Origin of the sequence: Streptomyces glaucosporus (assembly GCF_039533345.1) — a bacterium.
GTDB lineage: Bacteria > Actinomycetota > Actinomycetes > Streptomycetales > Streptomycetaceae > Streptomyces > Streptomyces glaucosporus.
The window spans coordinates 66,938-91,656 of the sequence record NZ_BAAATJ010000007.1; the positions used below are offsets into that span (position 1 = coordinate 66,938).

Genomic DNA, 24,719 nt, shown 5'->3' on the forward strand with positions numbered 1-24,719 from the left:
CGGTCGGTCGGTCCGAACGGAACGGTCTAGGAGGCCTCGTAGGCCACCAGCGAGATCCCCACGTAGTGCACCGCGAAGGCGGCCAGCGTCAGGGAGTGGAAGACCTCGTGGAAGCCGAACCAGCGCGGTGAGGGGTTGGGCCGCTTGATGCCGTAGACGACGCCGCCCACGCTGTAGAGCAGGCCGCCGACGACCACGCACACCAGCACGGCGATGCCGCCCGCGCGCAGGAAGTCGGGGAGGAAGAACACCGCGGCCCAGCCCATCGCGATGTAGCAGGGGGTGTAGAGCCAGCGCGGCGCGCCGACCCAGAAGACGCGGAAGGCGATGCCGGCGAGGGCGGCGGCCCAGATGCCCCAGAGCAGCGCCTGGCCGCGTCCGCCGGGGACGAGGAGTATCGCGAACGGCGTGTAGGTGCCCGCGATGATCAGGAAGATGTTGGCGTGGTCCAGGCGGCGGAGGACCGCGTTGGCGCGCGGTCCCCAGTTGCCGCGGTGGTACAGGGCGCTCACACCGAACAGCAGACAGGCCGTCAGGGTGTAGATCGCGCAGGCGACCCGGCCGCGGGGCGTCTGCGCGAACGCGGTCAGGAAGAGGCCCGAGACCAGCACCGCCGGGAACATCCCGGCGTGCAGCCAGCCCCTCAGCCGGGGCTTGGCCGGATGGGCTGACGGGCCGGGGGCGGATTCGGTCTCGGATACGGCACGTGGCACATCGGGCACTGCTGCGGTCATACGCTTCATCGTACCTACGCGACCGTAGGTTACAGCTCATCGTGGCGTTGCTCACTTCTCACCATCTGGACAGAAGTGCCGCGGAGGGGTGACTATCAAATGAGCGTGGTCGGCACCGGATGAGCAACGCCGCAGCATCCGGGCCGCAGCCCCCAAGGGGTCGTGCCTGAGATACGGACAACGGAACCGGATACATGTGCAGTATCCGGAACAAAACCCTCAACCTCTGGAGCGATTGTGGCGCGCACTACTGCGGCTCCCAGCAGCACGACTCCCACCCGGCACCAGGAGCTGATCGCCTGGGTCGACGAGATCGCCGCCCTCACCCGGCCCGACCGCGTGGTCTGGTGCGACGGCTCCGAGGCGGAGTACGAGCGCCTGTGCGAAGAGCTGGTCGAGAAGGGCACGTTCCGGAAACTCGACCCGGTCAAGCGCCCCAACTCGTACTACGCCGCCTCCGACCCCACCGACGTGGCCCGCGTCGAGGACCGGACCTTCATCTGCTCCGAGAAGGAGGAGGACGCCGGCCCGACCAACAACTGGATGGCCCCCGCCGAGATGCGGGAGATCTTCACCGGCTCCGGCGGCGAGGGCGGCATCTTCCGCGGCTCCATGCGCGGCCGGACCATGTACGTCGTCCCCTTCTGCATGGGCCCGCTCGGCTCCCCCCTCTCGGCGCTCGGCGTGGAGATCACCGACTCCGCGTACGTGGCCGTCTCCATGCGGACGATGACCCGCATGGGCAGCGCCGTGCTGGAGGAGCTGGGCGAGGACGGGACGTTCGTCAAGGCGGTGCACACCGTCGGAGCGCCCCTGGAGCCGGGGCAGGAGGACGTCCCCTGGCCGTGCAACTCCACCAAGTACATCTCCCACTTCCCCGAGACGCGGGAGATCTGGTCCTACGGCTCGGGCTACGGCGGCAACGCGCTGCTGGGCAAGAAGTGCTACGCGCTGCGCATCGCCTCGGTGATGGCCCGCGACGAGGGCTGGCTCGCCGAGCACATGCTGATCCTGAAGCTCACGCCGCCCCGCGGGGAGTCGAAGTACGTGGCCGCCGCCTTCCCCAGTGCGTGCGGCAAGACCAACCTGGCGATGCTGGAGCCCACCATCCCGGGCTGGACGGTCGAGACGATCGGCGACGACATCGCCTGGATGCGCTTCGGCGAGGACGGCCGCCTCTACGCGATCAACCCCGAGGCGGGCTTCTTCGGCGTGGCGCCGGGCACGGGCGAGCACACCAACGCCAACGCGATGAAGACCCTGTGGGGCAACGCGATCTTCACCAACGTCGCCCTCACCGACGACGGCGACGTGTGGTGGGAGGGCATGACGGAGGAGCCCCCGGCGCACCTGACGGACTGGCGGGGCAACGACTGGACCCCCGACTCCGGCACCCCTGCCGCCCACCCCAACGCCCGCTTCACCGTGCCGGCCTCGCAGTGCCCGATCATCGCGCCGGAGTGGGAGGGCCCCCGGGGCGTGCCGATCTCGGCGATCCTCTTCGGCGGCCGCCGCGCCACCGCCGTCCCGCTGGTGACGGAGTCCTTCGACTGGCAGCACGGCGTCTTCCTCGGCGCCAACGTGGCCTCCGAGAAGACCGCCGCCGCCGAGGGCAGGGTCGGCGAGCTGCGCCGCGACCCGTTCGCCATGCTGCCGTTCTGCGGCTACAACATGGGCGACTACATGGGCCACTGGCTGGAGGTCGGCAGGAAGACCGACCCGGAGAAGCTGCCGCGGATCTACTACGTCAACTGGTTCCGCAAGGACGACGGGGGCAGGTTCGTCTGGCCGGGCTTCGGCGAGAACGGCCGCGTGCTGAAGTGGATCGTCGGGCGCCTGAACGGCGAGGCCGAGGGCGTCGAGACGCCCATCGGCATCCTCCCGGCGAAGGAGGCGCTGGACACCGAGGGCCTGGACCTGCCCGAGGAGGACCTGGAGCTGCTGCTGACGGTCGACAGGGACGTCTGGCGCGAGGAGGCCGCGCTCATCCCCGAGCACCTGAACACCTTCGGCGACCACACGCCGAAGGAGATGTGGGACGAGTACCGCGCCCTGGTGGAGCGGCTGGGCTGAGCCCCGTCCCGGGCCGGGCCCCCGGACCCGGCCGCCGGTCCCCGTCCCGGCGCGGAACGCCGGAACGGGGGCCGGCGGGTTTTCCGGCGCTCCGGGCGCCGGCTCAGCCGACCCCGGCCAGGCCGAGTTCCCGGGCGTGGGCCTCCATCCGCTCGGCGGCCAGCCCGGCCGCCTCGTCGTTCGAGCGGGAGGTGGCCACGACCAGCGCCTGCCCGGCGAGGGTGTGCGCCCGCTGGTGGAGGGCGGTGACGCGGGAGGGACCGCCCGCGTCGGCCGACGGGGTCGCCCGCAGCGGGGCCCGTCCTCCGCACAGCCGGGTGATCTGCGACTCCAGCCGCTGGGCGGCGGCGTCCAGCTCCTCGCCGGGTGCGTACGCGCGCAGCTCGTCGGTCACGGTCAGCAGGGCGGTCAGATGACCGGCGAGCCGGTTGTCCAGTTCCTCCTCGCGCGAGCGGCGCGGAATGCTGCTCTCGGTCCTGGCGGGATCGGCCATGGCGTGGACCGACGGGGTGCGGATCGGTTCGTACATGGATGGCCTCCTGGCAACTACAGGAGTACATCTTAACTTAGACAGAGTCTAAAGTAGTCGCCGCCCGGCGATTCCCGCCGGCCCGGGACCGCACCCGGGGACACGCGCGGACCGCCGGGGACACGCGGGACGACGGAGACACGCGGGACGACGGAGACACGCGGGACGACGGCGAAGGCCCCGGGGATCCCGCCGGAACGCGGGATCCCCGGGGCCCGGGGCCTTCGGTCAGTACTGGCCGTACCCGTCCAGGAAGGTGCCGATCCGCCGCACCGCGTCGGCGAGGTCCTGCGAGGTCGGCAGCGTGACGATGCGGAAGTGGTCCGGTTCGGGCCAGTTGAAGCCCGTGCCGTGGACGACCATGATCTTCTCCGCCCGCAGCAGGTCGAGGACCATCTGCCGGTCGTCCTTGATCTTGTAGACCTTGGGGTCCAGCCGGGGGAAGAGGTAGAGGGCGCCCCTGGGCTTCACACAGGTCACGCCCGGAATGCTGGTGAGCAGGTCGTACGCGGTGTTGCGCTGCTCCAGCAGCCGTCCGCCCGGCAGCACCAGGTCGTTGATCGACTGCCGTCCGCCCAGCGCGGCGGCCACCGTGTACTGCGCCGGCATGTTGGCGCACAGCCGCATGTTCGCCAGGATCGTCAGGCCCTCGATGTAGCTGGCGGCGTGGGCCTTGGGGCCGCAGACCGCCATCCAGCCGCAGCGGTACCCGGCCACCCGGTAGGACTTGGACAGTCCGTTGAAGGTGATGGTGAGCAGGTCCGGGGCGATGGCCGCCGTGGGGGTGTGGACGGCGCCGTCGTAGAGGATCTTGTCGTAGATCTCGTCGGAGTAGACGATCAGGTTGTGCCGGCGGGCTATGTCCGTCAGCCCCCGCAGCATCTCGTCGTCGTAGACGGCGCCGGTGGGGTTGTTGGGGTTGATGACGACGATCGCCTTGGTGCGGTCGGTCACCTTGCGCTCGATGTCGGCGAGGTCGGGCATCCAGTCCGACTGCTCGTCGCACAGGTAGTGCACCGCCGTGCCGCCGGCCAGGGAGACGGACGCCGTCCACAGCGGGTAGTCCGGCGCGGGCACGAGGACCTCGTCCCCGTCGTCGAGCAGCGCCTGCATCGACATCTGGATGAGCTCGGAGACGCCGTTGCCGAGGTAGACGTCCTCGACGTCCAGCTCGATGCCCTTGGTCTGGTAGTACTGCGTCACCGCGCGCCGGGCCGACAGCAGCCCCTTGGCGTCGCCGTAGCCGTGCGCCGACCCGGCGTTGCGCAGCATGTCCTCCAGGATCTCCGGCGGGCAGTCGAAGCCGAAGGGCGCCGGGTTGCCGGTATTGAGCTTGAGGATGCGGTGACCCGCCGCCTCAAGCCGCATCGCCTCCTCGAGGACCGGACCCCGGATCTCGTAGCAGACATTCGCGAGCTTCGTCGACTGGATCACCTGCATACCGGTCACTGTACGGGGGGGTCGCGCGGAACGCCCCGTGTTCTTCCCCACGCGGGTGACGGCCGCGCCCCGCCGGGCGGCCGTCACCCCCGGACCGCCTCCGCCGTCCCCACCGCCTCGGCCAGCTCCCCCGGATCGGCCGTGGGGAGGCCGCACACGAAGTTCCGGCAGACGTACGCCGCCGGGCGGCCGTCCAGCAGCGGCCGGTCCCGCAGCAGCGGACCGGCCTCCTCGGCCCCCGGCTCCCCGACGGCCACCACGGCGCCGGGCGCGCCGGCCAGCAGGGCGGTGCGGTGCAGCGCGGCGGTGGCGGGGTCGCCGGCCGGGCCGACGACCGCGATCTCGCGCGGACCGTCGAGGGCGGCCTCGGCGGCGGCCAGCCCCCAGCCGATGAAGCGCGGTACGCGCGGGGCCAGCGCCCGCACCACGCCCAGCGCCCGTTCCGCCGCCTCGCGGTGGCGGGCGCTGCCGGTGTGGGCGGCGTAGGTCAGCAGGGCGGAGGCGGCCGCCGTCCAGCCGGAGGGGGCGGCGTTGTCGGTGGGGTCCTGGGGGCGGCGGATGAGCCGCTCGGCGTCGTCGGCGGTGTCGTACAGGGTGCCGTCGGGGGCGGCGAAGCGGTCCAGCACGGTGTCCAGCAGGGAGCCGGCCAGCTCCAGCCAGCAGGTCTCGCCGGTCACCGCGTACAGGGTGAGGAAGCCCTCCGCCACGTCGCCGTAGTCCTCCAGCACCCCGGCGCCGGAGCCGGCCGTCCCGTCGCGGGAGGTGCGCGCCAGGCGGCCGCGGTCGTCGAGGTGGACGGCGAGGAGCAGGTCGGCGGCGGCGACGGCCGCCTCGGTCAGATCGGGGCGGTCGAAGTAGGCGCCCGCCTCGGCGAGCGCCGCGACGGCCAGCCCGTTCCAGGCGGCGACGACCTTGTCGTCCCGTCCGGGGCGCGGGCGCTCCTCGCGGGCGGCCAGCAGCCGGCGGCGGACGGACTCGATCCGGCCCGCGTCCACGGGCCCGCCGGTGTCGGGGAGCCGGAGGACGGACGCCCCCTCCTCGAAGGTGCCCTCCTCCGTCACCCCGAAGTGGGCGGCGGCCAGTTCGGCGTCCTCCTCGCCGAGCACCTCGCGGAGCTGCGCGGGCGTCCAGACGTAGTACGCGCCCTCCTTGTGGCGTCCGGCGCCGTCCTCCCCGCCGGGCACCGGGCTGTCGGCGTCCAGCGCGGAGGCGAACCCGCCCTGGGGGGTGCGCAGTTCGCGGACCATGAAGTCGGCGGTGTCCAGCGCGACCCGCCGCGCCCGCTCGCTGCCGGTGGCGCGCCACAGGTGGGCGTAGACCCGGCACAGCAGGGCGTTGTCGTAGAGCATCTTCTCGAAGTGGGGCACCGTCCACTCGGCGTCCACCGAGTAGCGGGCGAAGCCGCCGCCGAGCTGGTCGTGGATGCCGCCGCGGGCCATGGCCTCGCAGGTGGCCTCGGCCATCTGCAGCGCGCCCTCGGAGCCGGTGCGGGCGTGGTGCCGCAGCAGGAACTCCAGCACCATCGACGGCGGGAACTTGGGCGCGCCGCCGAAGCCGCCGTACACGGGGTCGAACTCCCGGGTCAGGCCGAGCAGCGCGGCGCCCAGCTCGTCCGGGCCGGGCGGCCGGGCGTCCCCGCCGTGCCCGATGCTCCGTCCCGCCAGCTCCTCCGCGATCCGCCCCGCGACCTGGTCGACCTCCTCCCGGCGGTCGGTCCAGGCGGCGTGGACGCCCTCCAGCACCTGCCGGAAGGACGGCATGCCGTGCCGGGGGGCGGGCGGGAAGTAGGTGCCGAAGTAGAAGGGTTCGCCGCCGGGCGTGAGGAAGACGGTCATGGGCCAGCCGCCGTGCCCGGTGGCGGCCTGGACGGCCTCCATGTACACGGCGTCGACGTCCGGGCGCTCCTCGCGGTCCACCTTGACGGACACGAAGTGGGCGTTGAGGTAGGCGGCGGTGGCCTCGTCGGCGAAGGACTCCTCCGCCATCACGTGGCACCAGTGGCACGAGCTGTAGCCGACGCTGAGCAGCACCGGCACGTCGCGCCTGCGCGCCTCCTCGAACGCCCCGGGCGACCAGGGCCACCAGTCGACCGGGTTGTCGGCGTGCTGGAGGAGGTAGGGGGACGTCTCGGCGGCGAGTCGGTTGGCCATGTCCCCATCCTGCCCCTTCCGCGCCCCGCACCGGGAACCGCGACGCGGGGGCGCGGAGGGAAACGCCGGTCCGAGGGCGCGCCGGCCCCGTTCCGGGAGGGGCCCGGAACGGGGCCGCGAGGGTCAGGAGTTCGCCGCCTGGAGGTCCGACAGCGCCTGGTTGAACCGGGTGAGCAGGGCGCAGAAGACCGTGCGCTCCTCCTCGCTCCACTCCTCCGTCAGCAGCGCCATCAGCTCGCGCCGCGAGGCGCGCACCTGCTCCAGCCGCGAGGCGCCCCGGGGGGAGAGCCGGAGGACGACCGCGCGCCCGTCGTCGGGGTGCGAGGTGCGCTTGACCAGGCCGGACTCCACCAGGGGCGCCACCTGGCGGGTCACGGTCGAGGAGTCGATCCCCATGCCCGCGGCGAGCGCCTTGACGCCCGTGGGCCCGTCCTGGTCGAGCCGGTTGAGCAGGAGGTAGGCCGCCCGGTCCATGGAGTTGCGGGCCTGTCCGACGCCGCCGAGCCGGGTCTGCTCCGCGCGGCGCGCGAAGAGGGCCACCTGGTGCTGGAGGGCGTCGAGGAGCCCTTCGGCCCCTTCCGGGATCCCGTCCCGGTCCCGGGGTTCCGCCGCGGGGGGCGTGCCGGCCCGCGCGCTTGGTTCGCTCGCTTCGTCGTGGGGGTGGGCGGTCGTCATGTCCGGGTGCGTGGGCATGGCCGGTTGCTCGCTTCTTCGGAAGTAAGGGCTACGACGGTCTGAGGGTCTGCCACAGCGTACGCGGCCCGGGAGCGCCCCGTACGGGTGCCGTACGAATAGGTGCGGCCGGGTCCGCCGCGCCGCGGGCGGGCGCTTCGGCCCGGCCGCGTGGCGCCCCCGGGGCCGCCGGGCTGCCAGACTGGCGGCATGGTTGCCAGTCCTGCCCAGCACACCGGTCCCGGCACCGGTTCCGACGCCGCGCCCGGATCCGTCCCCGGCGGCGGTCCCGCCGGTTCCGCCGGGACCCCGCCCCTCACCCTCGACGACATAAGGACCGCGCAGAAGACCCTCTCCGGGGTGGCCCGGGTGACGGCGCTGGAGGGCAGCCGCCACCTGAGCGAACTGGTGGGCTCGCCGGTCCACTTCAAGTGCGAGAACCTCCAGCGCACCGGTTCGTTCAAGGTGCGCGGCGCGTACGTGCGGATCGCCGCGATGTCCGCCGAGGAGCGTGCCCGCGGCGTCGTCGCGGCCAGTGCGGGCAACCACGCGCAGGGGGTGGCCCTGGCCGCCTCGCTGCTCGGGGTGCGGTCGACCGTCTTCATGCCGGTGGGCGCGCCGCTGCCGAAGGTGGCGGCGACCCGCGACTACGGGGCCCGGGTGCGGCTGCACGGGCAGGTGGTGGACGAGACGCTGCGGGCGGCGCAGGAGTACGCGGCCGAGACCGGCGCGGTGTTCATCCACCCCTTCGACCACCCCGACATAGTGGCCGGGCAGGGCACGGTCGGGCTGGAGATCCTGGAGCAGTGCCCGGAGGTCCGCACGATCGTGGTGGGGGTCGGCGGCGGCGGGCTGGCGGCCGGGGTGGCGCTGGCGGTGAAGACGCTCCGCCCGGACGTACGGGTGGTCGGGGTGCAGGCCGAGGGCGCGGCGGCGTACCCGCCCTCGCTGGCCGCCGGGCACCCGGTGGCGCTGGAGTCGGTCTCGACGATGGCGGACGGCATCAAGGTGGGGCGGCCCGGCGACGTGCCGTTCAGGATCGTCGGCGAACTGGTCGACGAGATCCGCACGGTGTCCGAGGACGCGCTCTCCAGCGCGCTGCTGCTCTGCCTGGAGCGGGCCAAGCTCGTCGTCGAACCCGCCGGGGCCAGCCCGGTGGCGGCCCTGCTGTCCGCTCCGGAGTCCTTCGAGGGGCCGGTGGTGGCCGTGCTCTCCGGCGGCAACGTCGATCCCCTGGTGCTCCAGCGGACGCTGCGGCACGGCATGGCGGCGGCGGGCCGGTACCTGTCGCTGCGGCTGCGGCTGACCGACCGCCCGGGCGCCCTGGCCGCGCTGCTGGGGGAGCTGTCGGTGGCGGACGCCAACGTCCTGGACGTGAGCCACGTGCGGACCGATCCCCGGCTCGGGCTCACGGAGGCGGAGGTGGAGGTGCACCTGGAGACCAAGGGGCCGGAGCACTGCGCCGAGGTGACCGCGTCGCTCCGCCGGGCCGGTTACACGGTGATGGGCTGAGGCGCGCGCCCGGCGCACGCCGGGCGGTGGGGAGCGGACGGCGCGAATCGCCGGGTATCGCGAGTGAGTTGACGCGATATATCGCGTTGCTGCATAGTGCTGAGTCACCACCGCACCCGGTGCGTCCCCGCGTTCGCCGCGCCGGAGGCGCCCGGCGGCGGGCAACCCCTTATGTGGGCTTTCATCGGTTCCATCTGCTTCCGTCAGTTTTCCGACCACCCACACCCATGGGAGACCTCCATGCCAGGTGCCATCTACGCCGAGGGGCTGGTCAAGTCCTTCGGCGACGTCAGGGCTCTGGACGGCGTCGACCTCGACGTCCCCGAAGGCACCGTGCTGGGCCTGCTGGGGCCGAACGGCGCCGGGAAGACCACCACCGTCCGCGTGCTGACCACCCTGCTGCGGCCCGACAGCGGACGCGCGGTCGTGGCGGGGATCGACGTCCTCGCCCACCCCCACCAGGTGCGCCGCTCCATCGGCCTGTCGGGCCAGTTCGCGGCCGTCGACGAGTACCTGACCGGACGCGAGAACCTGCGGATGGTCGGCCGCCTCTACCAGCTGTCCGCGCGCGACGCGAAGCGGCGGGCGGACGAGCTGCTGGAGCGGTTCGGCCTCGCCGACGCCGCCGACCGGACCGCCAAGACCTACTCGGGCGGCATGCGCCGCCGGCTCGACCTCGCCGCCGCGCTGGTGGTCAGCCCTCCGGTGATGTTCATGGACGAGCCCACCACCGGACTGGACCCCCGCAACCGCCAGGCGCTGTGGGAGGTCATCGAGGAACTGGTCTCCGGCGGCACCACGCTGCTGCTGACCACGCAGTACCTGGAGGAGGCCGACCGCCTCGCCCACGACATCGCGGTCGTCGACCACGGCCGGGTCATCGCGCGCGGCACCTCCGACCGGCTCAAGGCGCAGATCGGCGGCGAGCGCATCGAGGTGGTCGTGCACGACCGCGGCGCCATCGGCACCGCCGAGGAGGTCCTGCGCGTCCTGGGCAGGGGCGCGGTCGCCGTCGAGGAGCACACCCGCAGGCTGACCGTCCCCGTGGCCGGCGGCGCCAAGCTGCTCGCCGAGGCCATCCGCGAGCTGGACGCCCGGGGCGTGGAGATCGACGACGTCGGCCTGCGCCGTCCGACCCTCGACGACGTGTTCATCTCGCTGACCGGCCACGCCGCCGAGGGGACCGGCGAGGGCGCCGGCGGCACGGACGGCGCCGACAGCACCGACGGCACCGAAGAGACCACCGGGCGGAAGGAGCGCGTCAAGTGAGCACCACCACCGACCTGGCGTCCAGGACCCAGGCCCCCGCGTCGGGCGGCGGCGGCATCGGCCAGTCCCTGACGGACTCGCTGGTGATCGCCCAGCGCAACCTGCTGCGGATGCTCCGCATCCCGGAGATGATCATCTTCGGCCTGATCCAGCCGATCATGTTCGTGGTGCTGTTCAGCTACGTCTTCGGCGGATCGATCACGATTCCCGGCGCCGGCGTGGACGCGGACGCCTACCGTGAGTTCCTGATGGCGGGCATCTTCGCCCAGACGGTCACCTTCGCCACGGCCGGCGCGGGCGCGGGCATCGCCGAGGACATGCACAAGGGCCTCATCGACCGCTTCCGCTCCCTGCCGATGGCACGCGGCGCGGTCCTCACCGGCCGTACGCTGGCCGACCTCGTCCAGACCGCGCTGACCCTGGTGGTGATGGCGGCGGTGGCGCTGATCGTCGGCTGGCGGGCCCACGAGGGGATCCTCAAGACGCTGGCGGGCTTCGGCCTGCTGCTCCTGCTGGGCTACGCCTTCACCTGGATCGGCGCGCTGATCGGCCTGTCGGTGCGCACCCCGGAGGCGGCCACCTCCGGCGGGCTGATCTGGCTGTTCCCGCTGACCTTCGTCTCGATCGCCTTCGTGCCCGCGGAGAACATGCCGTCGTCCCTGCAGCCCGTCGCCGAGTGGAACCCGTTCAGCGCGACCGTGCTGGCGTGCCGCGAGCTGTTCGGCAACCTTCCGGCGAACTACCCGACCCCGGACGCCTGGCCCATGCAGCACCCGGTCCTGGCCTCGCTGCTGTGGTCGGTGCTGATCATCGCGGTCTTCCGCACGCTGGCGGTGCGCAGGTACCGCTCGGCCGGCTGACCGGCCCCACCACAGCGGTCCCCGGTCCCCGCGGGTTCTCCGCGGGGACCGGGGACCGCGCCGTCCTCGCCGGTCAGCCCCGGTACGGCTTGGCGTTCAGGATCGTCACCGACGCCACCTTGCCGTTCGGCAGCTCGTACTGCGCGTCCTCCCCGACCTTCTTGCCGTTCACACCCGAGCCCAGTGGAGACTGCGGCGAGTAGGTCTCGATGTCCGAGCTCATGTACTCGCGGGAGGCGAGGAGGAACGTCAGCGTGTCGTCCTCGTCGCCGTCGAAGGCGACGGTGACCACCATGCCGGGCTCGACCACGCCGTCGTCCGCCGGAGGCTCGCCGACCTTGGCGTTCTCCAGCAACTGGGTGAGCTGTCGTACCCGCAGCTCCTGCTTGCCCTGCTCCTCCTTGGCCGCGTGGTAACCGCCGTTCTCACGGAGGTCGCCCTCCTCGCGGGCCGCCTCGATCTTCTTCGCGATCTCGGCGCGGGCAGGACCCGACAGGTACTCCAGCTCGGCCTTGAGCTGGTCGTACGCCTCCTGGGTGAGCCAGGTGACGTTGTCGCTGGTCTGGGTCACAGGTGCTCCTCGTAGGTACTCGGGATATAAAGCAACGCCCTACCCGAAGGGTGCGCCTTCACGGGTGGGCGAAACCACGAGCCTAACAATTCCGACGGAAAAGGGAAGAAGGTCAACCGCCGGAGGCTCGGGTGGAAGATCAGCTTCCGTCGACCGCCGTACAGCCGACGAGCTGAGCGGTGCCGGCCCGGTCCGTGGTCCGTACGGTGACGACCTCGTCGATCCGGTCCCGCTTCTGGTCGAAGGTGAAGTCCGCCCGTCCGACCTCCCCGCCGTCCCGGGCGAGGGCGCTGAGGGTGCACACCCCGGTGACGCCCTCGTCCTTGCGGACCTCCAGGTGGACGACGACCTCCCGGTCGGAGGCCACGTCGAACTTGATCAGTTCGCCGCTGACCTTCGTCCCGGTGACGTACGACACCCCGAACCACCCGACGAGCGCCAGGAAGGCCACGCCCAGCACCGCGCCGACCAGCTTCAGCACGCGGTCCGCGCGCTCGTCCGCGGAGCGTCCGTACCGCTCGCGGGTGAGCCCGTCGTGTGCGGGAGTCGCCGGGGTCATCGAGCCACGTCCTGTCGGTCCTATCGGGAATACAAGCGGATGCCGTTTCCGTCACTATAGAAGCCGTCTCCACCGACCAGCCAACGAGGATCGAGCCTTGACCGAACAGCTCAGACTGATGGCCGTGCACGCTCACCCCGACGACGAGTCGAGCAAGGGCGCGGCGACCATGGCGAAGTACGTGTCCGAGGGGGTGGACGTGCTGGTCGTGACCTGCACGGGCGGAGAGCGCGGCTCCATCCTCAACCCCAAGCTCCAGGGCGACGCCTACATCGAGGAGCACATCCACGAGGTGCGGGCCAAGGAGATGGCCGAGGCCCGCGAGATCCTGGGCGTGAAGCAGGAGTGGCTGGGCTTCGTCGACTCCGGCCTGCCCGAGGGCGACCCGCTGCCGCCGCTGCCGGAGGGCTGCTTCGCCCTCCAGGACGTGGAGGAGGCCGCCGGGCGGCTGGTGAAGCTGATCCGCTCCTTCCGTCCGCAGGTCATCACGACCTACGACGAGAACGGCGGCTACCCGCACCCGGACCACATCATGACCCACAAGATCACGATGGTGGCCTTCGACGCCGCGGGCGACCCCGAGCGGTACCCGGAGGCGGGCGAGCCCTGGCAGCCGCTGAAGCTCTACTACAACCAGGGCTTCAACCGCCCCCGCACCCTCGCCCTCCACGAGGCGATGCTGGAGCGCGGCCTGGAGTCGCCCTACGGGGAGTGGCTCAAGCACTGGGAGGAGTTCCAGCGCCCCGAGCGCACGCTGACGACGTTCGTGCCCTGCGCGGACTTCTTCGAGATCCGGGACAAGGCGCTGATCGCCCACGCCACCCAGATCGACCCCGACGGCGGCTGGTTCAAGGTCCCGCTGGAGGTCCAGAAGGAGGTCTGGCCGACGGAGGAGTACGAGCTGGCGAAGTCGCTGGTGGACACTTCCCTACCCGAGGACGACCTCTTCGCGGGCATCCGCGAGAATTGACGCCATGAGCCCGTCCACCTCCCTCGCGCTGGCCCACTCCTCCGGTCTCGTCAACCTGGCCGAGGAGTTCGACAAGAACAAGGTGACGCCCGGCATCCTCGGCTTCCTGGTCTTCGCAGTGCTGGGCCTGGCCGTCTGGATGCTGATGAAGTCGATGAACCGCCACATCGGGAAGGTCGACTTCGAGGACTCCTCCGCCGGGGAACCGAACCGGTCCTGAACCCGGCGTCACCCGCCGCACCGTGCGGCGACGGCGCGCCGCCGTACACCCACCGGGTGTGCGGCGGCGCGCCGTCTCGGGTGTTCGCCCCCGGTCCCGGGGCGTCCGGGTTCCCCGGGGGCCGCCCTCGGGGAACCCGGACGCCCGTCACACCTGGGCGCCGTGGTCCTTGACCCGCCTGCCCTCCGCCCGGCGTCCGGGACGGACCACCGCGACGGACGACTTCCCGCTCTTCCGGGGCGGCGGGGCGCTGCTGCGGGCCTCCAGCTCGATGGCGAGGGGAGTCGCGGTGAACATCGAGGACCAGGTGCCCACCACGATGCCGATCAGCAGGGCCAGGGCGAAGTCGGTCAGGGTGTCGCCGCCCAGCACGGCCAGCGCGGCCAGGATGAACAGCGCGCCCAGACCGGTGTTCACGGTGCGGGGCACGGTCTGGAGGATCGCGGTGTTGGCCACCTTCGCGAAGGGGGTCTTCCGGTCGGCTCCCCACAGCTCGCGGACCCGGTCGAAGACCACCACCGAGTCGTTGACCGAGTAGCCGATCACGGTGAGCAGCGCGGCCAGGAACACTCCGTCGATCGGCTTGCCCAGCCAGGCGAAGACGCCGATGAGGACCAGCACGTCGTGGGCCATCGCGGCGACCGCCGCCGCACCGAAGGTCCAGCGGAACCGGATGGCCAGGTAGAGCATCTGCGCGGCCAGGGCGACGCCGAGGGCGATCAGGGCGTTGCGGCGCAGCTCGTCGCCGAGGCTGGGGCCGATCAGCTCGTCGCGGACCTTCTCTGTGTCCCCGCCGAGCTCCTCGATCGTCTCGGCGACCTCGGCCGCCTCGGCGTTGGAGAGCTCGTCGACGCGCACCGTGATGTCGTCCTCACCGGACGCCTGGACGACGGCGCGGGGGAAGCCCGCTTCGGCCAGCGCGGAGCGGGCCTCCTCGGGGTCGACCGGGGCGGCGGTGGAGTACTCGATCAGCCGGCCGCCGGTGAACTCCACACCGAAGTCCAGACCGCGGACCGCGATGCCCGAGACGGCCAGGACCACGGCGGCGACGGAGGCGGCCAGCCAGCGCCGGCCGTGACGCATCAGGTCCGGCTGCCGCTCGGTGATCCACTCCCGCACCCTGCCCACGCCGGCGACGCCGGTGACCGCGGGGCGCTTGCGGATCGCCTGCCGGGCGGTGACGAACTCCACCAGCACCCGGGTGATGACCAGGGCGCTGACCATGGAGGCCAGCACACCGATGGACAGCGTCACGCCGAAGCCGCGCACCGGGCCGGAGGCGAAGAAGAACAGCAGGCCGGCGGCGAGCAGCGTGGTGATGTTGGAGTCGGCGATGGCGCTGAGGGCGTTGCGGAAGCCCTCCGTCACGGCGGTGCGCAGGCTCCGCCCGCCGCGTGCGGCGTACTCCTCGCGGGCCCGCTCGAAGACCAGCACGTTGGCGTCCACCGCCATGCCGATCGCCAGCACGAAACCGGCCAGGCCGGGCAGGGTGAGGGTGGCGCCCAGCGCGACCAGAGCGGCGTAGGAGATGAGCCCGTAGCAGGCCAGGGCCACGGCGGCGAGGAAGCCCAGCAGCCGGTAGACGAAGACGATGAACAGCGCGGTCAGCAGTGTGCCGATGACGGCGGCCCAGGCGCTGGCCTCGATGGCCTCCTTGCCCAGGGTCGGGCCGACGGTCCGCTGCTCGATGAGCTCCACCGGCACCGGCAGGGCGCCGCCGTCGACGAGCAGGGCCAGCTCCTTGGCCTCCTCCTGGCTGAAGCTGCCGGTGATCTGGGTGGAGCCGCCGGTGATGCCGACGTCGCAGCCGACCGAGGGGTCGACCTGCGGGGAGGAGATGACCTTGTCGTCCAGGACGATCGCCACCCGGCGCTTGGGGTCGCCGGCCGGGGAGCAGGCGGCCTGGCCGGTCAGCTCGGCCCAGGCGTCCTTGCCCTTGCCGCGCAGGTCGATGGTGACGAACCAGCCGCCGCCGGTCTGCTGGTCGATCTGGGCCTCGGCGTCCTCCACCTCCGCCCCGGTGAGTTCGGGCGGGCCCAGCCGCAGCCGCTGCCCGGACTCGTCGGGCAGCACCCGCTCCTTGCCCTTGGCCTTCTGGCCCTCCTCGGCGATGCCGAGGACGGGGTGGAAGGAGAGCTGGGCGGTGCGGCCGAGGACTTCGGCGGCCTCGCGCGGGTCCTGGAGGCCGGGCAGTTCGACGATGATCCGGTTGTCCCCGGACCGGGCGATGCCGGGCTCGGCGACGCCGAGCGCGTCGACCCGGCGGCGGAGCACCTCAAGGGTGCGGTCGGTGGCCTCCCGGTCGGCCTCGGCCGTGGGCGAGTCGCGGGTTTCCAGCACGATCTGGGTGCCGCCGCGCAGATCGAGGCCGAGGCGCGGGGACGTGGAAACGGTGAGATAGACGGATAGGGCGACGACGGCGAGGGCGAGTAGCGCCCTCACCAGATTGGCGCGTTTCACGGAGAAGCCTCCAGCAGGGCACCGCGGCCGGACCGGCCGCGGTGGGATACGGGACGGGAACGTCAGTTTCCTGGCGGAGGCGGGGGCGCCCGGCCCGGGTGGCGGGCGGTGTGCCGGAGGCCGCCGGCGGCGTCCGGGGGCGCCCCGGCCGGGCGCGTGCCCGCAGCGGGCAGGGGCAGTCGGGCCCGGGCGCCCGGCAGGGCGGCGCCGCCCGGGTGCGCCGCGTACCTGTCCCCGGCCGCCTCCCGGTGCAGCAGCGACGGCCGCTCGCATCCGGCCGTGCACGGCGCGGCGACGGTGTGCGGCAGGGAGACGGGAGAGGGGTGGGGGGCGGAGCCGCCGGCGGACGGGGCGCCGTGCGCTCCCTCCGTCCGGGAGGCGCCGACGGCGGCCGCGGCGGACGGGGACAGGACTCCCAGCAGGAGGGTCACCACCGCCAGGAGCACGCCGGACGCCCCGCCCGACGCGTGCGCGCCCGCCCGGCACCGCCCCGGCCGGACGGGGGACGACCGGACGGGGGACGACCGGACGGGGGACGCGGTGGTCCGCTGGGCCATGCCGCTCCTTCCCGGGCGGTCGGGTGCGGACGCGGGCGCGTCCGCCGGTCAGGGCTCGATCAGTCCCGCCCGGATGGCGTAGCGGGTCAGTTCCAGCCTGTCCCGCAGTCCGAGCTTGTGCAGCATGTTCGCACGGTGGCGCTCGACCGTCTTGACGCTGATCACCAGTGTCTCGGCGATCTCCTTGGAGGAATGACCCTCCGCGACCAGTTTGAGCACTTCCTCCTCACGGGCGGTGAGCACCCGGTCGGGGACGTCCTCGCCCTGCCGGACGCGGTCGAGGTAACTGCGGATCAGCGCGGTGACTGCGCCAGGGTAGAGGAACGGCTCGCCGCGCATCGCCGCCCGGCACGCCTCGACCAGATCCCGGTCGGCGACGGACTTCAGCACGTACCCCGAGGCCCCCGCCTTGAGGGCCTCGAAGAGGTACTGCTCGTTGTCGTACATCGTCAGCATCAGGATCCGCAGGCCCGGGTGGCGCGCGGACAGCTCGCGGGCCGCCTGCAGCCCGGTCATGCGCGGCATGGCGACGTCGAGGACGGCCAGGTCGACGGGGTGCTCGCGGGCGGCGGCGACCGCCTCGGCGCCGTCCCCCGCCTCGGCGACCACGCTCAGGTCGGGTTCGCCGTCGAGGATGAGCCGCACGCCGCGGCGGACCAGCGCGTGGTCGTCGGCGAGCAGGATGCGGGTGGGGCCGTCCGCCCTCCGCGCGGTGGTGCCGGTCATGCGGTTCCGCTCTCCTTCCCGGGGCGTCCGGCTTCTTCGGCGCCCTCCTCGGCGGGCTCGTCGCCGGCAGTGGGCACGGACAGCAGCACCCGGGTGCCGCCGCCCGGCGAGGACTCGATCTCCAGGGAGGCGCCGACGAGCAGCGCGCGCTCGCGCATGCCCCGGATGCCGGCGCCCTCGCGGGCCAGCCCGACCCCCCGTCCGTCGTCGGCCACGCTCAGCACGACACCGCCGGCGGTGCGCCGCAGCCCCAGCTCGACGTGCTCGGCGTCGGCGTGGCGGGCGGCGTTGGTCAGGCCCTCCTGTGCGACGCGGTAGAGCACCAGTTCCCTCTCCCGGTCCAATGGTGGCAGGCCGGTGTCGAAGCGGCGCCGTACGACCAGCCCGGTGTGGGTGGCGAAGTCGCCGGCCAGCGCGGTCAGCGCGCTGACCAGGCCGAGGTCCTCCAGCACGCCGGGACGCAGCCGGCGGGCGATCCGGCGGACCTCGTCCAGGCTCTCGCGCGTGGTCTCCTGGGCGTGGAGGAGGTCCGCGCGCAGCTCCCCGTCGGGGACGCGGTCGGCGGCCCGCTTCAGCTCCAGCAGGACGGCCGTCATGCTCTGGCCGACCTCGTCGTGGAGTTCCTGGGCGATGCGGCGCCGCTCGGCCTCCTGCGCGGAGAGCACCCGGGCGCTGCTGGCGGCGCGTTCGGCCTCCAGCCGGTCGAGCATGTCGTTGAAGGCGCGGATCAGCTCGGCGACCCCGCCCTGCCCGGCCACCGGCAGCCGCTGCCCCGGGCGGAGCAGGTCGACCGTGGTCATCAGACGGGTCAGCCGGTCCAGCGGGGCCAGGCCGATGCGCAGCAGCGCGGCGTTGGCCACCAGCATGACGGCCAGGCCGCCCACCAGGACGACGGCCTCGGTGAGGAGCACGGGCACCGAGACGGTCACCGGCGCCCACAGCAGCAGCGCCGTGGCCGCGCCGAGCACCACCGCGTTGAGCCCGAAGATCCGCCAGAACAGGGACACGGCGCGTACGACCTCCTCGTTCACCTTGTCCCCATCACTATCCGCCATGTCCGGGTCCGGCCGCCCCCGGCGGCCGGACCCGGATCAGCGTGCCGGGGCGGCGGCGCCCGGGTCGATCGGGGGCGTCCGCCATCCGCGGCGGCCACGGCTGCCGCTCCCCCGGAGGAGATACAGCCCCGCCCCCCTCGCAGATGGGTGCCGCCCCCCATGGCCACCGGCCGGCGGGCCGTTCATGGTGGAGGCACAGGGGCGCGCGGCCCCTCGCCACGGCGGGGCCGCGCGCCCTCCCGTATTCCGACCCTCGCCCTGCAGCACGGAAGGACCACCGCGATGACGATCGACGCGGCCCGCCCCGGGGACCCTCCCGCACGCCTCACCGCCCACGACGCCCGCCAGCGCCTGGAGCACGAGCGCAACTCCCGCCTCTCCCAGCTGTCCGCGGTGGAGAACAGCGACCACCACGCGGCCGACGACCTGATGGCGGTCCAGGCCACCGCCATCCGCCGGGTGCTGAAGGAGATCGACCTCGCGTTCGCCCGGCTGGACAACGGCACCTACGGGACGTGCGAGGGCTGCGGGACCGCCATTCCGGTGGAGCGGCTGGAGATCCTTCCGTACGCGCGCTGCTGCGTCGGCTGCCAGCGGCGCACGGACTGACGGAGCGCCGCGCCGGAGCGCGGACGGCCGCCTCCCGCCCGTCCGCGCTCCCCGACTCCCCCATCCCCTTCCCCGCGCTCCGCAGAGGACGTGAAGCACGTGAACAACCAGGCCGCCGGTGCCGTCGGCGCCGGACTCACCCCCCGGGAACTGGCCGCGCTGCGGGAGAACCTGGAGGAGCAGCGCCGGTTCCGCCTCGACCAGCTGCGGGGGTTCTCCCGCGCCCCGGGCGGGACGCGCACGGCCGCGCGAACCGAGGTCGACACCCGGCTCACGGCGTCCGCCCGCATGGTCCTCGCGGACGTGGAGGACGCCCTGGAGCGGATGGACCGGGGCCGGTACGGCGTCTGCCTGCGGTGCGACCGCCCCGTCCCCCTCCACCTGCTGGAGATCGTCCCGCAGGCCCGGTACTGCGCGCCCTGCCGCCAGGCGCGGGAGGCCGGACGGTGACTCCCTCTCCGCCGCTCCCTCCCCTGCGGGAGAAGGCGTGGCCGGTGCGCCGGCCGTTCCCGGGGCTGGCGGTCGACCTCGGCAGCGCCCGCACCCGGGTGTGGCTGCCCGGCCGGGGACTGATCGTCGACGCCCCCACGGTGGTCCCGCCCGGCTCCGGCTGCACCCACCCCGTCCAGCGCGGCAGCGTCGTGGACGCCGAGGGCGCCGCGCGGCTGCTGGGCCGGCTGCCCGCCGACCATCCGGCGCTCGTCGGCCGGCGGCCCGTGGTCGTCCTCACCACCCCTGTGCTGTGCGACGCCGGCCACCGCGCCGCCGCGCTGGCCGCGCTGGAGGCCCTGCGGCCCCGTACGGTCCTGACCATCGACAGCGTCCGGGCCGTCGCCCTGGGCACGAGCGCCGACCTGTCCGAACCGCTGCTGATCGTGGACGTCGGAGCCCACCTCACCGAGGTGGCGCTGCTGGTCGGGGGCGCGGTGTCCGCCGCCCACCGCACCCCGCTGGGCACCCTCGACCTCGGTGAGATCACCACCGCCGCCGCGCTGGCCGGGTCGGTCGCCGAGACGGTGGCCGGCATGCTGTGCGGCGACCTGGCCCCGTGGACGCTCGACGCGCTGGAGCGCGGCGTGCTGCTGTCCGGCGGCGGCGCGCTGCGTCCGGAGATCGTGCACCACCTGGCCCGGCGGCTGCGCGCCCCCATACAGCCGGCGCCCGCGCCCCACACGGCGGCCGTGCGGGGCGCGGCGGCCGCCCTGAGCGCCGAGGAGGGCCACCCCGCGCTCGTCCCCTGCCGCGACCGCCGCGACGCTCCCCGCTGACGCCCCGGGCGGACCTCGCGGGGGCGCCGCTGAGACGTCCCGGAGACGCGCCGGAGACGCGCCGGAGGCCCCGGAGACGCGGAAGGGGACCGCGGCGGCCCGCCGCGGTCCCCTCCTCCGGCCCCGGCGGATCCGTCCCGCCGGGGCCGGTGCTCAGCCGAGCGCCCGGGTCAGGTCCTCCACCAGGTCGTCGATCGCCTCGATGCCGACCGACAGCCGCACCAGGTCCGACGGCACCTCCAGCGCCGAGCCCGCCGCCGAGGCGTGGGTCATCCGGCCCGGGTGCTCGATCAGGGACTCCACCCCGCCCAGCGACTCGCCGAGCGTGAACAGCTTCGCCCGGTTGCAGACCTCGACGGCTGCCTCCTCGCCCCCGGCGACCTGGAAGGACACCATGCCGCCGAAGTCCCGCATCTGCTTGGCGGCGGTCTCGTGCCCGGGGTGGGAGTCCAGGCCCGGGTAGTAGACCCGGGTGACCTTCGGGTGGGCGGCCAGCAGCTCGGCGATCCGGGCGGCGTTGGCGCAGTGCCGGTCCATCCGCACCGCCAGGGTCTTGATGCCGCGCATCACCAGCCAGGAGTCGAACGGCCCGGCGATGGCGCCCATCGCGTTCTGGTGGAAGGCCAGCTCCTCGCCGAGAGCGGTGTCGGCGGTGATCAGCGCGCCGCCGACCACGTCGGAGTGGCCGCCCATGTACTTGGTCGTGGAGTGGACCACGACGTCCGCGCCGAGCGCGAGCGGCTGCTGGAGGTAGGGGCTGGCGAAGGTGTTGTCCACCACCAGCCGGGCGCCCGCCGTCCGGGCCACGTCGGCGACGGCGGCGATGTCGGTGATGCCCAGCAGCGGGTTGCTGGGGGTCTCCACCCACACGGCCTTCGTGCGCGGCCGCAGGGCGGCGCGGACGGCCGCCGGGTCGGAGGAGTCGGCGACCGACCACTGCACGCCCCACCGCTCGGCGACCTTCGCGAAGAGCCGGAAGGTGCCGCCGTAGGCGTCGTTGGGGATGACGACGTGGTCGCCCGGCGTCAGCAGGGTCCTCAGCAGGCAGTCCTCGGCGGCCAGCCCGGAGGCGAAGGCCAGGCCGCGCCGGCCGCCCTCCAGCGCGGCGAGGTTCTCCTCCAGCGCGGTGCGCGTCGGGTTGGCGCTGCGGCTGTACTCGTAGCCGCCGCGCAGGCCGCCCACCCCGTCCTGCTTGAAGGTGGACACCTGGTGGATCGGCGGCACCACCGCCCCGGTCGCGGCGTCGGGTTCCTGTCCGGCGTGGATGGCGAGGGTCTCGAAGCGCTGTACCGCGTTCCGGTCCGTGTGCTGGTCGCTCATGGTCACGAGCGTAACGGGCGGGCCGTACGGTGGACGCATGGAAGCGCTGCTGTTCCTCATCGCCATCGCCGCCGCCGTCGGCCTCCTGGTCGTGCCCGCGGTCCGCCGCCGCAGGGGGCTGAAGGACGACGTGGGGTTCCCGGTGCGGGCCGCCGAGCCCGACCGGTACGGCTTCACACCACCCGAACGGCTCGACGTCCGGCTGCCGGGGCCGGACCGGGAGCTGGTCGAGGCGCTGGAGGAGACCCAGCGGACCCAGGACTGGCAGCCCGTCGCCCGGCTGCTCGCCCTGACCGACGAGTGGGAGCTGCGCTGGCAGCGGGTCCAGTCCCTGGCGGGCGCGGCGGCGGTGGAGCTGGCGCGCTCGCGCACGGCCCCGGCCGCCCCCTCCCCGTCCTCCGGCCCCTCCCTCGTCAAGGACGCCGACACGCCTCCCGCCCCGGTCGCGGCGCCCGGCGCGCGCTGGCTGCGCGACTGGCGCTCCTCGTCCCCGCGGGACGCCGGCTGCGCCCAGGTGTACGCGCAGTTCCTGGTCTGGCAGGCCCTCGGCGACACCGGCTCGGCGGACCGGAGGATCGTCCTGGAGGAGGCACGCGACATCGCCCGGGAGGCCTCCCGGCTGGCCCCGGCCGACCCCACCTCGCGCATCGTCGAACTGTTCGCCGCCCGTGCCATGGGGGTGCGCGGCCCCGAGTTCGAAGAGCTGTGGGGGGAGGTCCGCCGGCGGGCGCCGCACCACATGGGCGCGCATCTGGTGGCGCTTCCGTACTGGTCCGCCAAGGGCCAGGGCTCCCGCGAGGAGGCCTACGCCTTCGCGCAGCGGGCCGCCGGCCAGGCCCCCGAGGGCACCCTGCTCCCGGCGCTCCCCCTCTTCGCCGTCTACGACCACCTGCCCGAGGCCAACATGGTGAGCGGCCTGTACCGGAGCGCGGTCGTCGAGCAGGCCGTCGCCGGCGCCCAGTACGCCCTCCACCACGCCCCCGCCGACCACCCCGTCGCCCCGCACGTGCGCCATCTGCTGCTGTGCTTCCTGGTGCGCGCCGAGCGGTACGCGGAGGCCATGGAACAGGTGCGGGCCGTGGACGGTTATGTGGGTGCGGTGCCGTGGGTCGACAGCGGCGACCCCGCGGCGGAGTACGCGGCGTACCGCGCCCTGGCGGTCGCCGGCTACGAGAGCCGGGGCGGCGACGCGGCGCACACGCCGCCGGCACACTGACGAGAGGTGAGCATGCTGTTCGGCTACCACAAGACCTCCCTCCCCACCCCGGAGGAGGCCCTCAGGGGCCGCCCCGAGCGTCCCTTCCCCGTTCCGGAGGCCCACACGGTCCTGGGCAACCCCCTGCTGGGCCCCTACCCGGAGGGTCTTCAGGTCGCGGACTTCGGCCTGGGCTGCTTCTGGGGCGCCGAGCGGAAGTTCTGGCAGACGCCGGGCGTGTGGACGACCCTGGCCGGCTACCAGGGCGGCCACACCGAGAACCCCACGTACGAGGAGGTCTGCTCGGGCCTGACGGGTCACGCGGAGGTCGTCCGTGTGGTCTTCGACCCGTCGGAGGTCTCGTACGAGGCGCTGCTGAAGCTGTTCTGGGAGTCCCACGACCCCACGCAGGGCTTCCGGCAGGGCAACGACGTGGGCACCCAGTACCGCTCGGCGGTCTACACCCACTCCCCGGCCCAGCAGGCCGCCGCGGAGGCGTCGCGCGACGCCTACCAGTCGGTCCTGGAGGCCTCCGGCTACGGGAGGATCACCACGGAGATCCTCCCCGCCGACACCCGCCCCTTCTACCCGGCGGAGCCCTACCACCAGCAGTACCTGGACAAGAACCCGGGCGGCTACTGCGGCATCGGCGGCACGGGGGTGAGCTGCCCGGTCGGCGTGGCGAAGGCGGAGTGACCGGCCCGCCCGCCCGTCGCCATCACTCGTCCGAAGGACGGCGGGCGGCCCCGGCCGGGCATTGTGCCCATGGCGAGCAGGATCCCCGCCCGTGGGAGCCGCCATGGCCGTCCCCGCCACGGGCCGACCGCTCGTTCCCCGGTCGCCCGCCGCCGCGGCGGGCCGTCGCCCGGACCGCACCGGCGGTCCCGCCCGCCTTCCCCCGGGAACCGGGCCAGGCCGCCGGCCAGTCCCGGCCGGGCCGCCTCCGGGATGGGCCGCGTCCTGGACGACGCACCCGCCGCCCGTCCCAGCGGTGAGCCGCCCCCGGCGCCGCGCCGGGAGCACGACATCGGCTCCGTGATACGGATCCGGCCAATATCAATCAGCGCCGAACACCACGGCCCTCCCGGACACAGGTTTCGGGCATGGCTCGCTCGGCACGTAGCAGATTCGGCGGATTGGAACGCTGGTGGGGCGTCCTCACGGGCGCCCTGCTCATTGCGGCATGGATCGACCGGGCCGTCGGACCGGCGATCGTGGTCCTCCTCTCCGCCGCCACGGTCGTGTGGTGTTTCTTCCAGGCACCCGTCACATGCGGCGCCCCGGTACGGGGGCACGGGGACGGCTGCCGGAACAACGCATACGGCCTGCTGTTGGGCTGCCGCATACGGCAGCACCGGTGGCAGAAGTTGAAGATGATCATTCTCCGCCGGCAGATCAGGGAGTTCTGCTCCGGTCTGTTCTCGGACGGCAAGGCGGCTGTCGTCACGCTCGCGGGCGTGGGGAGCTTCCTCTCCGGGCTCATCGCCTTCATCCCTGGTCTGGCGTTGAAGTAGGCGGTCCATCGGCCGTTCGGGCACCGCATTGACGCGGCGACGCCCCCACATCCCACCGGAACAGGATGTGGGGGCGTCGCCGCGTCTTCGGCGGCTTCGCCCGGTTGTGCTCCATCCGCTCCTCGGCCGGCTGGCGGGCGGCCGTCCGTTCCTCGCGGCTGATCTCGCGGTCGCCGAAGCCCGGGCAGGCTCCTCAGGCTCCTCCTCACTCGTCCGGATCCCCCATGGAGGCCGTTGCCCCCGTCGTCCGGGCCGATCCCTCCGGCCCTTTCCGTCTCGAATCCCGCCGCCGGACGGCGGGACGGAGAAGGCGGGCGAGAACGTGACGGACCGTGGTGCGGGCCGGATCCCGGACGTACCGGGACGAGTGTGCGAAGGCCTTGTGACGGACCGGCACCCGGGCTCGGAGGCGTGGCCGTTCCTGCCTATCCTGACGTGGCCGCCACGGGGGGCGGC

Annotated in this window: 24 protein-coding genes; 12 read left to right on the forward strand and 12 right to left on the reverse strand. The window is 73.4% G+C overall.

What is annotated here, in order from left to right; all coding sequences use genetic code 11:
* Nucleotides 1-26: 26 nt before the first annotated feature.
* Nucleotides 27-734 (reverse strand): PAQR family membrane homeostasis protein TrhA, encoded by a 708-nt coding sequence (gene trhA, locus ABD358_RS10520; protein ID WP_344630644.1) that lies wholly within the window; start codon nucleotides 732-734, stop codon nucleotides 27-29.
* Between the two features lie 237 nt (nucleotides 735-971).
* On the opposite strand from trhA, the gene ABD358_RS10525 reads away from it, so the two are divergent.
* On the forward strand, nucleotides 972-2,807 hold the full coding sequence (locus tag ABD358_RS10525) for a phosphoenolpyruvate carboxykinase (GTP) (RefSeq protein WP_344630645.1): 1,836 nt from the start codon (nucleotides 972-974) through the stop codon (nucleotides 2,805-2,807).
* Between the two features lie 103 nt (nucleotides 2,808-2,910).
* Here the strand turns inward: ABD358_RS10525 and ABD358_RS10530 are convergent, their stop codons facing one another.
* The 4 genes from ABD358_RS10530 to ABD358_RS10545 form a co-directional block, all read right to left on the reverse strand.
* The gene (locus ABD358_RS10530) at nucleotides 2,911-3,336 is read right to left on the reverse strand and encodes an SCO4983 family protein (protein ID WP_344630646.1); all 426 of its coding nucleotides are present in this window, start codon (nucleotides 3,334-3,336) and stop codon (nucleotides 2,911-2,913) included.
* Nucleotides 3,337-3,564: 228 nt separating this feature from the next.
* Nucleotides 3,565-4,776: a pyridoxal phosphate-dependent aminotransferase gene (locus ABD358_RS10535; protein ID WP_344630647.1), complete on the reverse strand. Its 1,212-nt coding sequence runs from the start codon at nucleotides 4,774-4,776 to the stop codon at nucleotides 3,565-3,567.
* Nucleotides 4,777-4,859: 83 nt separating this feature from the next.
* Nucleotides 4,860-6,926 (reverse strand): thioredoxin domain-containing protein, encoded by a 2,067-nt coding sequence (locus ABD358_RS10540; RefSeq protein WP_344630648.1) that lies wholly within the window; start codon nucleotides 6,924-6,926, stop codon nucleotides 4,860-4,862.
* A gap of 123 nt (nucleotides 6,927-7,049) precedes the next feature.
* The gene (locus ABD358_RS10545) at nucleotides 7,050-7,619 is read right to left on the reverse strand and encodes a MarR family winged helix-turn-helix transcriptional regulator (protein WP_344630649.1); all 570 of its coding nucleotides are present in this window, start codon (nucleotides 7,617-7,619) and stop codon (nucleotides 7,050-7,052) included.
* A 189-nt stretch (nucleotides 7,620-7,808) separates the two neighbouring features.
* Here ABD358_RS10545 and ilvA point away from each other — a divergent pair, with 189 nt between their 5' ends.
* The 3 genes from ilvA to ABD358_RS10560 all read left to right on the forward strand — a co-directional run bounded on the left by ilvA (nucleotide 7,809) and on the right by ABD358_RS10560 (nucleotide 11,239).
* Nucleotides 7,809-9,110, forward strand: coding sequence for a threonine ammonia-lyase (gene ilvA, locus ABD358_RS10550; protein ID WP_344630650.1), 1,302 nt, complete (start codon nucleotides 7,809-7,811; stop codon nucleotides 9,108-9,110).
* A 240-nt stretch (nucleotides 9,111-9,350) separates the two neighbouring features.
* On the forward strand, nucleotides 9,351-10,379 hold the full coding sequence (locus tag ABD358_RS10555) for an ATP-binding cassette domain-containing protein (RefSeq protein WP_344630651.1): 1,029 nt from the start codon (nucleotides 9,351-9,353) through the stop codon (nucleotides 10,377-10,379).
* On the forward strand, nucleotides 10,376-11,239 hold the full coding sequence (locus ABD358_RS10560) for an ABC transporter permease (RefSeq protein WP_344630652.1): 864 nt from the start codon (nucleotides 10,376-10,378) through the stop codon (nucleotides 11,237-11,239). Before ABD358_RS10555 ends, ABD358_RS10560 begins: the two co-directional genes overlap by 4 nt.
* A 73-nt stretch (nucleotides 11,240-11,312) precedes the next feature.
* Here ABD358_RS10560 and greA read toward each other — a convergent pair whose 3' ends face one another.
* Nucleotides 11,313-11,810, reverse strand: a complete 498-nt coding sequence (greA, locus tag ABD358_RS10565; protein ID WP_344630653.1) for a transcription elongation factor GreA — start codon at nucleotides 11,808-11,810, stop codon at nucleotides 11,313-11,315.
* 139 nt (nucleotides 11,811-11,949) lie between these two features.
* Nucleotides 11,950-12,369 carry a DUF4307 domain-containing protein gene (locus ABD358_RS10570; RefSeq protein ID WP_344630654.1) on the reverse strand — a complete coding sequence of 140 codons (420 nt, stop codon included), beginning with the start codon at nucleotides 12,367-12,369 and terminating at the stop codon, nucleotides 11,950-11,952.
* Between the two features lie 97 nt (nucleotides 12,370-12,466).
* Here ABD358_RS10570 and mca point away from each other — a divergent pair, with 97 nt between their 5' ends.
* Nucleotides 12,467-13,339 carry a mycothiol conjugate amidase Mca gene (mca, locus tag ABD358_RS10575; protein ID WP_344630655.1) on the forward strand — a complete coding sequence of 291 codons (873 nt, stop codon included), beginning with the start codon at nucleotides 12,467-12,469 and terminating at the stop codon, nucleotides 13,337-13,339.
* 4 nt (nucleotides 13,340-13,343) lie between these two features.
* On the forward strand, nucleotides 13,344-13,559 hold the full coding sequence (locus ABD358_RS10580) for a hypothetical protein (protein WP_344630656.1): 216 nt from the start codon (nucleotides 13,344-13,346) through the stop codon (nucleotides 13,557-13,559).
* 147 nt (nucleotides 13,560-13,706) lie between these two features.
* Here ABD358_RS10580 and secD read toward each other — a convergent pair whose 3' ends face one another.
* From secD to ABD358_RS10600, 4 genes are all read right to left on the reverse strand, one after another.
* Nucleotides 13,707-16,019 (reverse strand): protein translocase subunit SecD, encoded by a 2,313-nt coding sequence (gene secD / locus ABD358_RS10585; protein ID WP_344630657.1) that lies wholly within the window; start codon nucleotides 16,017-16,019, stop codon nucleotides 13,707-13,709.
* A 62-nt stretch (nucleotides 16,020-16,081) separates the two neighbouring features.
* On the reverse strand, nucleotides 16,082-16,576 hold the full coding sequence (locus ABD358_RS10590) for a hypothetical protein (RefSeq protein ID WP_344630658.1): 495 nt from the start codon (nucleotides 16,574-16,576) through the stop codon (nucleotides 16,082-16,084).
* Nucleotides 16,577-16,624: 48 nt separating this feature from the next.
* On the reverse strand, nucleotides 16,625-17,302 hold the full coding sequence (locus ABD358_RS10595) for a response regulator (protein WP_344630659.1): 678 nt from the start codon (nucleotides 17,300-17,302) through the stop codon (nucleotides 16,625-16,627).
* Nucleotides 17,299-18,357: a HAMP domain-containing sensor histidine kinase gene (locus ABD358_RS10600; protein ID WP_344630660.1), complete on the reverse strand. Its 1,059-nt coding sequence runs from the start codon at nucleotides 18,355-18,357 to the stop codon at nucleotides 17,299-17,301. The genes ABD358_RS10595 and ABD358_RS10600 overlap by 4 nt, the downstream gene beginning before the upstream one ends.
* Before the next feature lie 282 nt (nucleotides 18,358-18,639).
* Between ABD358_RS10600 and ABD358_RS10605 the strand changes: the two genes are divergently transcribed.
* From ABD358_RS10605 to ABD358_RS10615, 3 genes are all read left to right on the forward strand, one after another.
* Entirely contained in the window at nucleotides 18,640-18,966 is a 327-nt protein-coding gene (locus tag ABD358_RS10605; protein ID WP_344630661.1) for a TraR/DksA family transcriptional regulator, read from the forward strand.
* A gap of 99 nt (nucleotides 18,967-19,065) precedes the next feature.
* Nucleotides 19,066-19,416 carry a TraR/DksA family transcriptional regulator gene (locus ABD358_RS10610; RefSeq protein WP_344630662.1) on the forward strand — a complete coding sequence of 117 codons (351 nt, stop codon included), beginning with the start codon at nucleotides 19,066-19,068 and terminating at the stop codon, nucleotides 19,414-19,416.
* Nucleotides 19,413-20,234 (forward strand): rod shape-determining protein, encoded by an 822-nt coding sequence (locus tag ABD358_RS10615; RefSeq protein ID WP_344630663.1) that lies wholly within the window; start codon nucleotides 19,413-19,415, stop codon nucleotides 20,232-20,234. The genes ABD358_RS10610 and ABD358_RS10615 overlap by 4 nt, the downstream gene beginning before the upstream one ends.
* A 153-nt stretch (nucleotides 20,235-20,387) precedes the next feature.
* Here the strand turns inward: ABD358_RS10615 and ABD358_RS10620 are convergent, their stop codons facing one another.
* Nucleotides 20,388-21,554: a cystathionine gamma-synthase gene (locus ABD358_RS10620; RefSeq protein ID WP_344630664.1), complete on the reverse strand. Its 1,167-nt coding sequence runs from the start codon at nucleotides 21,552-21,554 to the stop codon at nucleotides 20,388-20,390.
* A 37-nt stretch (nucleotides 21,555-21,591) separates the two neighbouring features.
* Here ABD358_RS10620 and ABD358_RS10625 point away from each other — a divergent pair, with 37 nt between their 5' ends.
* The 3 genes from ABD358_RS10625 to ABD358_RS10635 all read left to right on the forward strand — a co-directional run bounded on the left by ABD358_RS10625 (nucleotide 21,592) and on the right by ABD358_RS10635 (nucleotide 24,263).
* Nucleotides 21,592-22,770: a hypothetical protein gene (locus tag ABD358_RS10625; protein WP_344630665.1), complete on the forward strand. Its 1,179-nt coding sequence runs from the start codon at nucleotides 21,592-21,594 to the stop codon at nucleotides 22,768-22,770.
* Between the two features lie 12 nt (nucleotides 22,771-22,782).
* A complete protein-coding gene (msrA, locus tag ABD358_RS10630) occupies nucleotides 22,783-23,445 on the forward strand; it encodes a peptide-methionine (S)-S-oxide reductase MsrA (protein ID WP_344630762.1) in 663 nt (220 codons plus the stop codon).
* Nucleotides 23,446-23,885: 440 nt separating this feature from the next.
* Nucleotides 23,886-24,263 carry a hypothetical protein gene (locus tag ABD358_RS10635; protein ID WP_344630666.1) on the forward strand — a complete coding sequence of 126 codons (378 nt, stop codon included), beginning with the start codon at nucleotides 23,886-23,888 and terminating at the stop codon, nucleotides 24,261-24,263.
* Nucleotides 24,264-24,719 lie beyond the last annotated feature (456 nt).